The organism is Chryseobacterium sp. JK1 (genome assembly GCF_050632815.1).
In the GTDB taxonomy this organism is placed as follows: Bacteria; Bacteroidota; Bacteroidia; order Flavobacteriales; family Weeksellaceae; genus Chryseobacterium.
Window position 1 is genome coordinate 50116 of the sequence record NZ_JBODRU010000002.1, and the last position, 14411, is coordinate 64526.

Consider the following 14411-nt stretch of genomic DNA (forward strand, 5'->3'; position numbering starts at 1 on the left):
AAAATATGGACGAACAGAACACAGAAAGCAGATTTGAGTTTCTAAAGGGCGATAAAGTACTTTGGATGGTCATTCTTGTGATCTCCATTTTCTCTATTTTCCCTGTTTACTCTGCAAGTTCAAATCTCGAATATATTGTCAATAACGGGACTACAACAGGTCACGTTATCAAACATATGTTCTTTGTAGTCTTAGGATTAGGAATCATGAGACTGGTTGGAACCGTCAAATACGAATACATTGGAAAGCTCAGCAGCATTCTGCTCGGCTTAATGATTGTTTTACTTATCGTCACAATGTTTACCGGACAAACTATTGATGGAGCAAGTGCTTCCAGATGGTTGAAAATTCCGGGAACACCTATTTCATTCCAGCCGTCATCATTTGCCTTTTTAATGCTCATCATCTACCTGTGCAGATATTTAACCAAAAAAATTACAAGAGAAAGACTTCCGATAGAGAATATCATGTATATTTTCGGACCCATTCTTCTGGTTTTTGTTCTGGTTGCAAAAGATAATGGTTCCACAGCATTAATGATTCTGATGGTTTCCGTAATTGTCCTAATAATAGGCCAGCTCCATTGGAAATACATTGCTGGATTTATCTCCGCATCATTTGTTGCCATCGTATTTTTCTTACTGATTGCACTGAATACCAATATGATTGGTGGAAACCGTGTTCATACATGGATGAGCCGTATTGAAACCTTTACATCCAGCAAGGCAAAAACAGCCGATACGGATGACGAAAGCGTAAAAGCAAAAAATTATCAGGTAATGCAGGCCAAAGCAGCCATTGTACACGGCGGAATTACCGGAATGGGCCCAGGAAAAAGTGCATTGAAGCAAATGCTTCCACAATCTGCTTCCGACTTTATCTTTGCGGTTATTGTAGAAGAATATGGTGTAATTGGGGCCGCTTTCCTAGTCAGTTTATATCTGATTATGATGATAAGGATTGTCATGATCGCCAGTAAAATGCCTGCCTTCTTCGGATCGTTGCTTGTGCTCAGTCTCGGGGTCATGATCTTTATACAGCTTTCGGTGAATATTGCCGTTGCAGTGAATCTGATCCCGGTAACCGGACAGCCGCTGCCTTTGATAAGCTACGGAGGAACCTCCATGCTCGTAACCTACCTGCAGTTAGGAATTATTTTAAATATTAGCTCCCGAATTCAGATTTATGATGAAGAAGGATTGGGCAAAAAACAAAGTATAGCAGAAATAAACGATATCGCTTAAGTCATCACTAAAAATAAAATGACAAAGCAATTTCAAAACCTAGAAAAATGAACAAAAAGTTAAAAGTAATATTATCAGGCGGAGGAACAGGAGGACATATCTTCCCTGCCATTGCCATTGCTGACGAAATCAAAAAAAGATTTCCGGATGCAGAATTTTTGTTCATTGGTGCCAACGGAAAAATGGAAATGGAAAAAGTTCCACAGGCCGGTTATAAAATCGAAGGAATTGATATTGCCGGAATCGACAGAGGAAATCTATTATCCAACCTTGGATTACCTTTCAAGATTCTGAAAAGCTTATCGAAGTCTAAAACAATTATCAAAGATTTTGCTCCCAATCTTGCAATAGGAACAGGAGGTTTTGCCAGTGGACCGGCGCTTTATGAAGCCACTAAATTGGGAATTCCGGTTTTTATTCAGGAACAAAATGCGCATGCAGGTGTAACCAATAAAATTTTAAGCAAAGCAGCTAAAGCAATATTTACAGCCTATCCAAAAGTAGCAGGTTTTCCAGTAGAAAAGATCAAATTTCTGGGAAATCCGATTCGCTCAACCATTATTTCCGGAATGCAGGAAACTTCTCAGGCAAAAGAAAAAATGGGACTGGATAAAAACAAACTTACCATTCTGTCTGTAGGAGGTTCTTTAGGTTCCAGAACGTTGAATAATGCCTGGAAGTCTCACCTTAAACAAATAGTAGATAAAGACTATCAACTGATCTGGCAGACCGGAAAGCTTGATTATAAAGATATTTTAAACGAAACAAAAGATGTTGCCACCGGAAATATCCAGATCCTGGAATTCATCAAAGAGATGGAGCTTGCCTATTCTGCAGCCGACATTATTGTTTCAAGAGCCGGAGCTATCGCCATTTCAGAGTTGGCAGTAGCCCAGAAACCAGTATTATTGGTTCCTTTCCCTTTTGCAGCGGAAGATCACCAAACCAAAAATGCTATGAATCTGGTGGAAAAAGATGCTGCCAGAATGGTAAAAGACTCTGAAATGCAGGAAAAATTCTGGAATACATTATCAGAAATCTGCGAGAGTGAAAATGTAAGAAAAGAAATGTCGGACAATCTTAAATATTTTGCCAAGCCAAATGCCACAAAAGAGATTGTAGACGAAATTTTTAAAATAATACAATAAAAATGACAGCCGAACTGTCTACCTATAGAAAATTTATTTATAAAGATGATGCTCTGGAACTAATTAAAGTCCTTGAACATCATCAGATCATCTATGAATTGGAAGACAACTCTTCCAGATTAGGAGCCAGCTTCGGAGGAGATGCAAATACAAACGAGTTTGAACTGAAAATTCAGCAAGAAGACTTTGAAAAAGTAGAGCATCTGGAGGAGGAACTTGTCAGAAATGATGTTAACCAAATTGAGGATAATTACTATTTATTTGATTATTCTGATGAAGAACTGATTGAGATCGTCATGAAAAAAGAAGAGTGGAGTAAGTTTGATTATCTTCTCGCTCAAAAAATATTAAAAAATAGAGGAAAAGAAGTTAATTCTGATCTTCTCAATATTATCAATAAGCAAAGAATACAAAATTTGGCAGCACAGGAAAAAAGTCCAAAATTGCTGATTGTTATGGGATATTTCTTTGCGCTATTAGGCGGATTCATTGGAATTTTCATTGGATATCACCTAATGAAGTATAGAAAAGTACTGCCTAATGGTGAAAAGATGTACGGGTTTTCTGAAAATGACAGACAACAAGGCCAGAACATCTTGATCTTTTCAGTAATTAGTTTTATTGTCTGGACAGCTTTAAGGCTTTTTAAATAATAATTAGAATAATGAACATTTTACAAACATATCAGACTTTTTATTTCGTCGGGATCGGAGGAATCGGAATGAGTGCCTTAGCACGTTATTTCAATGCGTCCGGAAAAAAAGTATTGGGATACGATAAAACCAATACCAAACTTACTCAGAACCTGATGAATGAAGGTATTGATATCGTTTTTGAAGACCTTATTGATGATAGGATCACTTCCCTTCAGAAAGAAGATACACTGGTTATTTATACTCCGGCTATCAAAACACTAGGGATCTTGGATTACTTCAACCAAAATCAGTTCGAAGTATTAAAACGTGCTAAGGTTTTAGGATTAATTACAGAAAATACAGACTGTATTGCCATCGCAGGAACACACGGAAAAACAACAACCTCTACTCTTGTAGCACACTTGTGTAAAGAAGCTGATTTACCTTTCTCATGCTTTTTAGGAGGTATTTCCGAAAATTTTAAATCCAACTTCCTGTACAATGGTTCTACTTACTCCGTTGTAGAAGCGGATGAATACGACAGAAGTTTCTTAAACCTTTCTCCGGATTGGGCAGTAGTAACTTCTACAGATGCAGACCATTTGGATATCTATGGTGATAAAAGCCATATTGAAGAAGGTTTCAGACAATTTGCGGCTTTGGTTCCACAAGATCAACAGCTATTCGTAAGAAAAGGTGTTGAGATTGGCAGAGGACATCAGACCTATGCTGTAAATGAGCCTGCAGACTTCTATTCAGACAATCTGCGTATGGATCATGACAAGATTTATTTTGATTTCCATACTCCAACAGAAACCATAAAAGATTTCGTTTGGGGAATCCCCGGAATCCATAATGTTGAAAATGCGACGGTAGCACTGGCTATTCTACACAATTTGGGCGCAGATTTTGATACGCTGAAAAAGGCGATTGCCAATTTTAAAGGAATTAAAAGAAGATACACAAAACATATTTATCAAAACGGTAAAATATATATTGATGATTATGCTCACCATCCTACAGAAATTAATGCTGTAATGAGCTCAATAAGAACATTTTATCCTGATAAAAAACTATTGGTAGCCTTCCAGCCCCACCTTTTCAGCAGAACAAGAGATTTTGCAGACGGGTTTGCAGAAAGTTTAAGCAAAGCAGACGAGCTTATTCTTCTTGACATTTACCCGGCAAGAGAACTTCAGGAAAATTTTGAAGGCATTACTTCAAGCTGGCTGTTGGACAAAGTAACATTAGATAAAAAAGAAGTATCAACATTAGCTGATGCATTTGAAAAAATAAAAGAAAAAGATTTTGATATCCTCCTTACTGTAGGCGCAGGAAATATAGATACCCTGTATGACCCTATCTGTGAATGGATTGAGAAAATTGGAGTATAGACGCAATGTTCGCGATCAGAAAATATAAAATCGTTCGCAAAGACGTTTCACTCGGCAAATGAGAAAACAAATTATAAAAGTTATAGCCTTCGCTGAGTGAAACGCCCTCGCGATCGGAAAAATAAACAGATTGCCTTGCGATCATAGCGTTAAACATAAAAACACAAAATGTATGATAGAAAATGAAATTTCAGAGATTGTTTTCAGTGCTGGAATGAAAATACATCGTACGCTTGGAATTGGGCTTTATGAAAATGTATATGAAGAGTGTTTAGTTTATGAACTAAAAAAACAGAGGATTAAATGTTGAAAGTCAAAAAAACATTGACATTGAATATGAAGAATTAAAAATACCTAAAGCCTTCAGAGTAGATTTATTAGTTGAAAACGAGTTAATAATTGAAATAAAAGCAGCTCAGGAGATTAATGACTATCATTTCTTCCAGCTTTTAAATTATTTAAGAATAACAAATATAAAACTTGGAATGATTTTGAACTTCCATTCAGTTTTATTCAAAAATGGAGTAAAACGAGTTGTAAATAAATTATAAAGAAAATAAATGGCTTTATGTCCTTAGCGGCTAAAGAAAAATATGAAAAATAAATACAGAATATTAAAAATTGTTGTCACCGTAATCATCCTCGGATTATTGCTGAGCTTCTCGTTGGGAAGATTCAGTCGTGAGCAGATTACAGATAATAAGATTTCTGTAAAGATGAGCGAGAGGACTCCGGTTTATTTTGTAGACGAAAAAGATATCAGGGAAATTGTAAAAAGAGAAAACCCATCCGGAAAAGTAGGAGACCTGAACATTCCTGCTTTAGAGAAAAAGATCAATTCTCTTCCTGCCGTCGACAGTGCCAACGTTTACCTAAACCTAAACGGAAAACTTAATCTGGATATCAAACAGAGAGTTCCTGTTTTCAGGCTCAATAAAGATGGAAGAGATTTTTATGTGGATGAAAAAGGAGTGGAATTCCCGATTTCAAGAACCTACTCACATCCTTGTATGCTGGTAACAGGAAATGTGCAGCCTGATGAATATGAAAAGCTGGCAGAATTGGTTGAAAAGATTGATAAAGATGATTTTAGCAAGAAATACTTCATCGGAATTTCAAAAAATAAAGAAAGTTACAGTCTTCTGACAAGCGAAGGAAACTACAGAGTGGAAATCGGAGATCTGGAAAATATTGAATTTAAAGTAAAAGGATTTAAAACCTTTGTGGAAAAATACCTGGTATATCAGGACCCGCAAAAATACAGTATGGTTTCTGTAAAATATCAGAATCAGATTGTTACAACTTTAAACCCCTATTTTAAAGAAAATGACAGTATTTTAAAAGCAGGAAAACAGGAAATGGCAAAAGCTCCTTCACTGATGGCCTCTAAAAAAACAGACATCAAACCAAAGCTTGCCGAAACAAAGAAAACAAAACCTGTCGCTTCCCAACCTAAAGAAAGCACAAAAACAAAAACACACACAAAGGAAACAAAAAAAACAGAGAAAAAAACAGTGGCAACGGCGCAGTCCAAGCCTAAGTCAAAAGCCAAGGTAAAAATAGAATAAAAACACGTCTCAAAAAAGATATTGTAACACAAGCCAGGACATCGTCCTGATCATGGAAAAAGTAGAAAAAATCAAATCGATATAAAAATGGAAAATCAAGAGTATTCAGTAGGTCTGGACATCGGGACAACGAAGATAGTCGCGATTGTCGGAAGAAGGAATGCACACGGGAAAATAGAAGTTCTCGGTGTAGGAAAAGCTAAAAGTCTTGGTGTTCATAAAGGAATTGTGAATAATATATCACAAACCATTAATTCAATCAAGGCTGCAGTTACCGAGGCACAGTCCAGTGCCGGAGTTCCTATCCGCAAGGTTACGGTAGGTATTGCAGGAAAACACATCCGTTCTCTGCAGCACTCCGATTATATTATGCGTGAACATCCGGATAAATTTATTACAGACGACGACATTGAAGCATTAAAAGATCAGGTGAAAAAGCTGGTCATGCTTCCTGGAGAAGAAATTATCCATGTACTTCCTCAAGAATATAAAGTGGATTCCGAAGGTGAAATTCAGGAGCCTGTCGGGATGCACGGAAAACGTTTAGAAGCTAACTTCCATGTTGTTGTAGGACAAATGGGAAGCATCCGAAATATTGCAAGATGCGTACGTGAAGCAGGATTAGAAATGGAAGCCCTTACTCTGGAGCCTCTAGCCTCTTCAGAAGCCGTTCTTACCAAAGAAGAAAAAGAAGCCGGCGTTGCTATTGTAGACATTGGTGGTGGTACTACGGATATTGCCATTTTTAAAGATAATATCATCCGTCATACCTGTGTAATTCCATACGGAGGAGGAATTATTACAGAAGACATCAAAGAAGGTTGCTCTATTATTGAGAAACATGCTGAACAATTGAAAGTAAAATTCGGTTCGGCTGTTCCCGAATTGGAAAAAGACAGTACTTTTGTAACAATACCGGGCCTTCATGGAAGACCGGATAAAGAAATTTCTTTAAAAACTTTAGCACAGATCATCAATGCAAGAGTTGAAGAAATTCTTGAAATGGTAAATACAGAGCTAAAGGCATACGGAGCTTTTGAACAAAAGAAAAAGCTGATTGCCGGAATTGTTCTGACAGGTGGTGGTTCCAACCTTAAACACCTTCGTCAGCTCGCCAACTATACAACAGGTTTCGACAGCAGAATTGGTTTTGCCAACGAATATATCGCCAACGATAAAAATCAGTATCTGAAAGGTCCTGAATTTGCTACCTCTATTGGATTGCTAATGGAGAGTTTAAAAATCCGCGATAAAAAGCAGAATGCTGACGAAATCATTGAAGATGTTGTTGAACAGCCGAAACCAGAAGCCGTTGTTGTACAGGCAGAACCCGCTCAACCTGTAAAAGAAGAAGCGCCGGTTCAGGAACAACCAGCAGCAAGAGAGAAGCAAGAGAACAGAAAAGCGAAGCTCACATTTGGGCAGTCGCTTATGGAAAAAGTAAAAAAATTCTTTGAAGAAGTGGAATAAATATAAATGATAGAAAATTTTTGATCAATGATACCGGAAAATAGTATAATATTTATTAACTTAAAGCAGATATCATGCATCAATCGTCAACTGTCAGTTATCAATTATTAAAAAAATAGTTATGGAAAATATAGGTACACAAGGATTTTCGTTTGACCTGCCAAAAGGAAATTCATCCATCATAAAAGTAATCGGTGTAGGAGGCGGTGGAAACAACGCTTTGAAACACATGTATGAAAAAGGAATTCACGGAGTAGATTTCGTGATTTGCAATACAGATGCTCAAACGCTTGATAACAACCCGGTCGCTAATAAAGTTCAGCTAGGAACTACCATTACGGAAGGTCTGGGAGCTGGCGCTGACCCTGAAGTTGGAGAAAAATCGGCAATAGAAAGTATTGAAGATATCAAAGCTGCAATGGGTCAAAATACCAAAATGGTGTTTATCACTGCCGGAATGGGTGGTGGTACCGGTACAGGAGCTGCTCCCGTTATTGCCAAGGTTGCCAAAGATATGGGAATCCTTACCGTAGGAATCGTTACCGTTCCTTTCAGCTTTGAAGGCAAAAGAAGATTGGAACAGGCTGAAAACGGACTTGATAAATTAAAAAATAATGTTGACTCCTTAATTGTCATCAACAACGATAAACTGAGACAGCAATTCGGAAACCTTGGATTCAAACAGGGATTCTCAAAAGCGGATGAAGTATTAGCCAATGCTGCAAAAGGTATGGCAGAAGTTATTACAGGTTACTTTGATGTAAACATCGACTTTAGAGATGCTAAATCTGTACTTCAGAACTCTGGTACCGCTCTTATGTCTACAGGATCTGCTTCTGGAGAAAATAAGGCAGAAGAAGCCGTAAGAAAAGCCCTTGATTCCCCATTATTGAATGATAATAAAATCACAGGTGCCAAAAATGTACTGTTATTGATCAGAAGTGGTGCTGAAGAAGTTACCATGGATGAAATCGGTATCATTATGGATCACATCCAGAAAGAAGCAGGAAACACTGCAGATATCATTTTCGGGGTGGGTGCTGATGAAGAACTGGGAGATGCAGTAAGCGTTCTGGTTATTGCAACTGGATTCTCTAATGAGAACAAGAAATTTGCTGGTCCTACAGAAAAAATAAGAATCAGCCTTAACGATAGTTTTGAAGCTCCAAAATCGTCTCCTTTTAAAACAAGAGAAGAAAGAGAAACTGCTTCAGAAACAACTTTTGATTCCAACAGAAGCAATCATTTCAGATTAGATGACGAAGACCATGATACTCCACAGTTCAAGGTAACTTCTATCGAAAAAAAAATGATTATTGAGGAAGAGGAAATCAGAACAGAAATAAAATTCTCTGATAAAGAAGAAGATACGCTGAACACTCCTGAACAGGGCTGGAGAAATGAAGAAGAAAACGAGCAGGATGCCTACAGTTTATTCTCTGCCGATGAAGATCATGATGATCCGAACGATCTGGAAATTCAATCTTTCTCTTTCGATTTTGAAAACAAAAAAGAAGAGCCTCAAACAGGAAATACGTTCAATAATTCTTTTTCTCAGGAAAAACCCGTTGAATTCAGTTTCTTCGTGAATGAACCTACCAGAAGCGAGCCTAAAACAGATTTTGGACAGCCTAAAGCAGAGTTCAATGCTCCAACAAGCGCTGTAGCAGAACCCGCTCAGAAAGCAGAAACATTCTTCCAGAAACAAGAAGAACCGAAAACAGAAACAAGACCTGTTTTTGAAACAAAAACAGAGATTCAGACTCCAAAAACTGAAGAATCAGAATTCACTTTCGTGAACAAAACGATGGATCAGGACAGAGTTGTTGAAAGAAGAAACAAACTAAAAGAATTCAATTCGCGTTATCAAAGTTTTGACAGCACAAGTGAATTCGAGTCTATTCCGGCTTTCAAAAGAAAAAATATTTCCATTGACGGAACCAATGCTTCAGATCAGAATATTAATACTTATTTATCTGACAACAATGGTTCTATGCAAATCAGAGAAAACAGATTTTTAAATAAAGACGTAGATTAAACGCTATAAGCTGTACGCAGTAAGCTATGGGCTATTCCAGCCGAATCAAAAGGCTTACTGCTTATTGCTTCAACATTAAAGCCAAAACCATGAGTTTAGAAAATACAATCAGTGAAGCTATAAAAACAGCGATGAGAGAGAAAGACAGAGTTGCTTTGGATTCTCTTCGCGCCGTAAAATCTCAAATACTTCTTCTGAAAACAGAAGCTAAAGGAGCCGAAGTTTCAGCAGAACAGGAAATTGCTATCCTTCAGAGAATGATCAAACAACGTAAAGACTCCTTCGAGCAATTTGCAGCTCAGGGAAGGCAGGATCTTGCTGAAGTAGAAGAAGCACAGATGAAGGTAATTGAGAAATTTTTACCACAACAGCTTTCTGCGGAAGAACTGGAAGCTGAAATCAAAAACATTATTTCTGAAACCGGAGCTGAATCTGTCAAAGACTTAGGGAAGGTAATGGGAGCTGCATCAAAAGCATTAGCCGGGAAATCAGATGGAAAAAGTATCTCTGATATGGCTAAGAAGCTTTTGTCATAAGTAAGCCTGCTGAAGGTATTTTGCCGTCAGTAGCAACCATGCACTTCCGTCATTACACTAGGATATTCAACCTTTGCATATCGATTTGATTAGAAACCCGGGACTTTACGTTCCGGGTTTCGTTTTTTTGGATATTAAAATTTATTATTCAGTTCGATTCTAAACTGAAGAAAAAGAATAAAACTATCTGCAAATTTCAGACAGCATTTAACTAGTTGATTGCTTGAGGGAAAGCCTTAAATGTTTTTTTCATGGTCGTTTGTTTTTCAGAATCATTTCAAATTTAATAAATATATTCCATTATTCCTAATCTTAATTCACTTTTTTATGAATATTATTACAATATTAATATTTGATTAATTTTATATGACTAAACCTTTGATAGTTATTATATATTGATCAAAACTAAAGAATTGCTTAACTTTGTAGAGATAAAAAAACAAAAAATATGTATCCAACAGATTTAGTAATGCCAATGAAGGCGGAACTTACAGATAAAGGTTTTCAGGATTTAACAACTCCTGCTCAGGTAGAAGACGCTCTTAAGCAGTCTGGAACTACACTATTGGTTATCAACTCCGTATGCGGATGTGCTGCAGGAGCTGCAAGACCGGGAGTAGTGTACTCTTTAACAGGAGATAAAAAACCTGATCACTTAACAACTGTATTCGCAGGATTTGATACTGAGGCAGTGGTTGAAGCAAGAAAACACCTTGCTCCATTCCCTCCAAGCTCTCCATGTGTAGCGCTTTTCAAAGATGGTGAATTGGTTCACATGCTGGAAAGACACCACATCGAAGGGAATCCAGCAGGAGCTATTGCTGCCAACCTTCAGGCTGCTTACGACGAGTACTGTTAATAATTAACACATTCAATATTAAGCCGTTACAATTCCTGTAACGGTTTTTTTATTTAATCTGAGAAAAAATTTTCTGAAAATTCAAATATCATTATATTTGTTGGAATGGCAACCAAAGCACTTTTTAATACCGTAGTCAACTGGTTCATCCGTCAGAGGATAGATCAGATACAGAATTTCATGGATCATCCCATTGAAACACAGAAGGGTATCTTGTTCTCCCAGCTGTTTCATGCGGAAGACACAGAATATGGTAAACAATACGGATTCAATTCTATCTCTAGCTATCAGGATTTTAAAAATAAAGTCCCAATCGTTACTTATGAAGAAATGGAACCCTATATTCAGAAAGCAAGGCAGGGACAAAAGGATGTAAGCTGGCCAGGCTATATTAAACATTTTGCGAAGTCTTCCGGAACTACGAATGCCAAAAGTAAGTTCATTCCAATTTCAGCAGAAAGCCTTGAATACTGCCACATGAAGGCTGGTAAAGATATGGTTTCCATTTATGCCAATAATCATCCCGAAAATCAGCTTTTCAACTATAAAAACCTACGTTTAGGAGGAAGCTCCGAACTGTATGCCGATTTTAACACAAAATTTGGCGATTTATCTGCCATTTTAATTGATAATCTCCCGTTTTGGGTGGAGATAACCACAACGCCAAGTAAGAAGGTCTCTTTGATGGGTGAATGGGAAAGCAAACTTAAAGCAATTACTTCGGAAGTAAAAAATGAAGACGTTGGAAGTATTTTGGGGGTACCAAGCTGGATGATGGTTCTTTTACAAAGAGTTCTGAAGGAAACTGAGGTAGGAAGCATTTCTGAGCTCTGGCCGAATTTGGAGGTGTTTTTCCACGGTGGAATCAGTTTTAAACCCTACAGGGAGCAATTCAAGCAGATCATCGGAAAAAACATCAATTACTACGAAATTTACAATGCATCTGAAGGTTTCTTCGGGATACAGGACAGACCTAACAGTGATGAAATGCTTCTGATGTTAGATTATGGAATATTCTACGAGTTTATTCCTATGGATGAGTTCCATTTTTCCAATCCAAAGGTCGTAAGTTTGGAAGACGTGGAAGTAGGAAAAAATTATGCCATGGTCATCACCACTAATGGAGGCTTATGGAGGTACCTTATTGGAGACACGGTAGTATTTACCTCCATCAATCCCTTCCGAATTAAAATTACAGGACGAACAAAGCACTATATCAATGCCTTCGGTGAAGAACTGATGATCACCAATGTAGAGTCTGCCATCTCCAGGGCTTGTGAAGTTACCGGCGCTTCGATTACAGAGTTCACAGGGGCTCCCGTTTTTATGAAAGAAAACGATGGAGGTGCCCATGAATGGATTTTTGAGTTCAGCCAAAAACCTAATAGCCTGGAAAATTTTATTGATTCTTTTGATCAGCATTTAAAAGCCATCAACTCTGATTATGAAGCCAAAAGATATAACAATATAACGCTGAAAAGACCTATTATTCATATTGCCAAACAGAATCTCTTCTACAACTGGCTGGAATCTAAAGGAAAACTTGGCGGCCAGAATAAAGTCCCGAGATTAAGTAATGACAGAGAATATATAGATCCTCTTCTTGAACTGAACAGATAATAAGCAGGATTTTTGAAGATAAAAAAAACGCAACCCAGTTGGATTGCGGTTTTTATTTTATTTGCTTAAGTCTTCTTTTACTTTTTTGGCAGCTTCCTCTACTTTTGAAGCTCCTTTTTTAGCTGCTTCTTTAGCATCTTTACCTACTTTATTCGCTTCTTCTTTGATGTCTTTTCCAGCTTTGTTAAGATCTTGCTTAGTCTTGTCGGCAGTAGCATCAATTTTTTCTTTTGCTTTTTGTGCAGCAGCATCTATCTTATTACCCGCTTCGTCTACTTTTACTTTTGCATCTTCTTTTGTTTTGTTGATCTTAGCAGTATCAACGATATCAGACGGAGTTTCCGTAACAGTAGTTGTTGTCGTGGTAACAGAGCCATCAGCATTTTCTACCTGCTCTGTTTTTGTTGAAGATTTGGTACATGCAACAGCGAACAAAGAGATCGCCATTGCGGCAAGGATTTGCTTTTTCATATTATATATTTTTAAAAAGGTTTGGTATTATTCAGCTTTGGTTTCGTGAGTGGCTGGTGTTTCTGCTGCTTTAGACTTCTTCTCAGCTTCTGCTTTTTTCTTCTCGTCATCCAGCTTTGCTTTATTTTCTTTTTCAAGCTCTGCTTTCAGCTTTTTCTCTTCTTCTGCCAGTTTTTTAGCCTGTTTTACAGAATCCAGATACTGAGGAGATGACATTCTTATCTTTCGGGCAATATCTACGGAAACAGCTCCGGTTGAAAAGGAATCAACAGCTGTAGTATCATAATGCATTTTAATATCCTGATCTTCAGCAAATCCGGGAGACTCTTTCTTGGAGCAGGCAGTGAACAGAACTGTAAGAATAAAAATAGCAGGCAGTACGTTTTTCATGGAACTAATTTAGCAGAAATTCTGCAATTACCGGATAGTGATCTGATAATTCTACGGTATGATCTACTTTATAACTTAAAGGGATGATAGATTTGGAAGTAAAGATATAATCGATCCTTAGAGGCACTTTATAGTCGTGAAAACTACTGGCACTTCCCTTCCCGGCCACTAAAAATGCATCCTGAAGATCTTTTCCAAGATTATAATATTCATAAGAATTGGGAACAGAGTTAAAGTCTCCAGCCAGAATAACAGGATAAGGCGATAAGTCTACTATTTTTCTGATTTTATTTACCTGTTCCTCATGTGCCTGAAATGTAGGTGTCATATGAGAAAGCAAGTTAGAAATATTTCCGAAGCCTAACCCTTCCAGTTTTGTAAACATAGATTTGTGAAGTCTGAACGGTTCCAGATAAACATTTACAATTCTGATAATTTTACCGTTAATATCCACATCGGCATAAAACGAATTTCCACGGGCTTTTTCATCAATCAGCTTATCCTGTCTTACAATTTTATGCTTAGTTTTAAGGATAACTGACGGGTACTTCACAAGATCTCTCTTTATAGCACGGTTGGTATCTTTTTCCTGAACCAGAATGATGTCTGCATCCTGATCCTTGATATATTTTTTGACCTTATCCCATCCATATTCACCATACTTCACATTAAAGGTTAAAACTTTGATGTCACGTATCGTTTTTAAATTATCTGTTTTAGGAGAAAAATTAACCCATCGTCTGATTGGATTGAAAAAAATAAGCGTACCTAATGCAAAAGCAATAGCAATTTTTTGTCTTTTAAATACCCAAACGAACGTAAGAATAATATACGTAACCATCAGGTAGGGGAAACCAAGAGAAAGAAGATTAAGGCTACTCAAAAGATTAGGAGGAACCCATGCATTTCCCAGTGTGCATAAAAGCAGAACTGCAATAGCAATATGTGCAAATAATAATATCTGATTCAACTTCATGAAAAAAAGCGGTCTTGGTACGGATTTTTTTAAGCAAAAACCTTACCAACGAGCCAAATTTT

Annotated in this window: 15 protein-coding genes; 12 read left to right on the forward strand and 3 right to left on the reverse strand. The window is 37.3% G+C overall.

Annotated features, from left to right (window positions below; translation table 11 throughout):
- The first annotated feature begins 5 nt into the window (after nt 1-5).
- The 12 genes from ACQ76T_RS13175 to ACQ76T_RS13230 all read left to right on the forward strand — a co-directional run bounded on the left by ACQ76T_RS13175 (nt 6) and on the right by ACQ76T_RS13230 (nt 12512).
- The gene (locus ACQ76T_RS13175) at nt 6-1244 is read left to right on the forward strand and encodes an FtsW/RodA/SpoVE family cell cycle protein (protein ID WP_431343777.1); all 1239 of its coding nucleotides are present in this window, start codon (nt 6-8) and stop codon (nt 1242-1244) included.
- A 47-nt stretch (nt 1245-1291) separates the two neighbouring features.
- Nucleotides 1292-2392 carry an undecaprenyldiphospho-muramoylpentapeptide beta-N-acetylglucosaminyltransferase gene (murG, locus tag ACQ76T_RS13180; protein ID WP_431343778.1) on the forward strand — a complete coding sequence of 367 codons (1101 nt, stop codon included), beginning with the start codon at nt 1292-1294 and terminating at the stop codon, nt 2390-2392.
- Between the two features lie 2 nt (nt 2393-2394).
- Nucleotides 2395-3045, forward strand: a complete 651-nt coding sequence (locus ACQ76T_RS13185) for a hypothetical protein (RefSeq protein ID WP_431343779.1) — start codon at nt 2395-2397, stop codon at nt 3043-3045.
- 11 nt (nt 3046-3056) lie between these two features.
- The gene (gene murC, locus ACQ76T_RS13190; RefSeq protein ID WP_431343780.1) at nt 3057-4421 is read left to right on the forward strand and encodes a UDP-N-acetylmuramate--L-alanine ligase; all 1365 of its coding nucleotides are present in this window, start codon (nt 3057-3059) and stop codon (nt 4419-4421) included.
- 214 nt (nt 4422-4635) lie between these two features.
- Nucleotides 4636-4731 (forward strand): GxxExxY protein, encoded by a 96-nt coding sequence (locus tag ACQ76T_RS13195; RefSeq protein WP_431344386.1) that lies wholly within the window; start codon nt 4636-4638, stop codon nt 4729-4731.
- A 19-nt stretch (nt 4732-4750) separates the two neighbouring features.
- Nucleotides 4751-4972, forward strand: a complete 222-nt coding sequence (locus ACQ76T_RS13200; protein ID WP_431344387.1) for a GxxExxY protein — start codon at nt 4751-4753, stop codon at nt 4970-4972.
- Nucleotides 4973-5014: 42 nt separating this feature from the next.
- Nucleotides 5015-5989, forward strand: coding sequence for a cell division protein FtsQ/DivIB (locus tag ACQ76T_RS13205; RefSeq protein WP_431343781.1), 975 nt, complete (start codon nt 5015-5017; stop codon nt 5987-5989).
- 87 nt (nt 5990-6076) lie between these two features.
- On the forward strand, nt 6077-7459 hold the full coding sequence (gene ftsA, locus ACQ76T_RS13210) for a cell division protein FtsA (protein ID WP_431343782.1): 1383 nt from the start codon (nt 6077-6079) through the stop codon (nt 7457-7459).
- 121 nt (nt 7460-7580) lie between these two features.
- Nucleotides 7581-9497, forward strand: a complete 1917-nt coding sequence (gene ftsZ / locus ACQ76T_RS13215) for a cell division protein FtsZ (protein ID WP_431343783.1) — start codon at nt 7581-7583, stop codon at nt 9495-9497.
- 89 nt (nt 9498-9586) lie between these two features.
- Nucleotides 9587-10033 (forward strand): GatB/YqeY domain-containing protein, encoded by a 447-nt coding sequence (locus tag ACQ76T_RS13220; protein ID WP_422695300.1) that lies wholly within the window; start codon nt 9587-9589, stop codon nt 10031-10033.
- 448 nt (nt 10034-10481) lie between these two features.
- The gene (locus ACQ76T_RS13225; protein ID WP_027372869.1) at nt 10482-10892 is read left to right on the forward strand and encodes a BrxA/BrxB family bacilliredoxin; all 411 of its coding nucleotides are present in this window, start codon (nt 10482-10484) and stop codon (nt 10890-10892) included.
- Nucleotides 10893-10997: 105 nt separating this feature from the next.
- Nucleotides 10998-12512, forward strand: a complete 1515-nt coding sequence (locus tag ACQ76T_RS13230; protein ID WP_431343784.1) for a GH3 auxin-responsive promoter family protein — start codon at nt 10998-11000, stop codon at nt 12510-12512.
- A 57-nt stretch (nt 12513-12569) separates the two neighbouring features.
- Here ACQ76T_RS13230 and ACQ76T_RS13235 read toward each other — a convergent pair whose 3' ends face one another.
- The 3 genes from ACQ76T_RS13235 to ACQ76T_RS13245 are packed head-to-tail and all read right to left on the reverse strand — an operon-like array spanning nt 12570 to nt 14349.
- Nucleotides 12570-12983, reverse strand: a complete 414-nt coding sequence (locus ACQ76T_RS13235; RefSeq protein ID WP_431343785.1) for a hypothetical protein — start codon at nt 12981-12983, stop codon at nt 12570-12572.
- A 27-nt stretch (nt 12984-13010) separates the two neighbouring features.
- Nucleotides 13011-13373: a hypothetical protein gene (locus ACQ76T_RS13240; protein WP_431343786.1), complete on the reverse strand. Its 363-nt coding sequence runs from the start codon at nt 13371-13373 to the stop codon at nt 13011-13013.
- A gap of 4 nt (nt 13374-13377) precedes the next feature.
- On the reverse strand, nt 13378-14349 hold the full coding sequence (locus ACQ76T_RS13245; RefSeq protein ID WP_431343787.1) for an endonuclease/exonuclease/phosphatase family protein: 972 nt from the start codon (nt 14347-14349) through the stop codon (nt 13378-13380).
- Between the last annotated feature and the right edge of the window lie 62 nt (nt 14350-14411).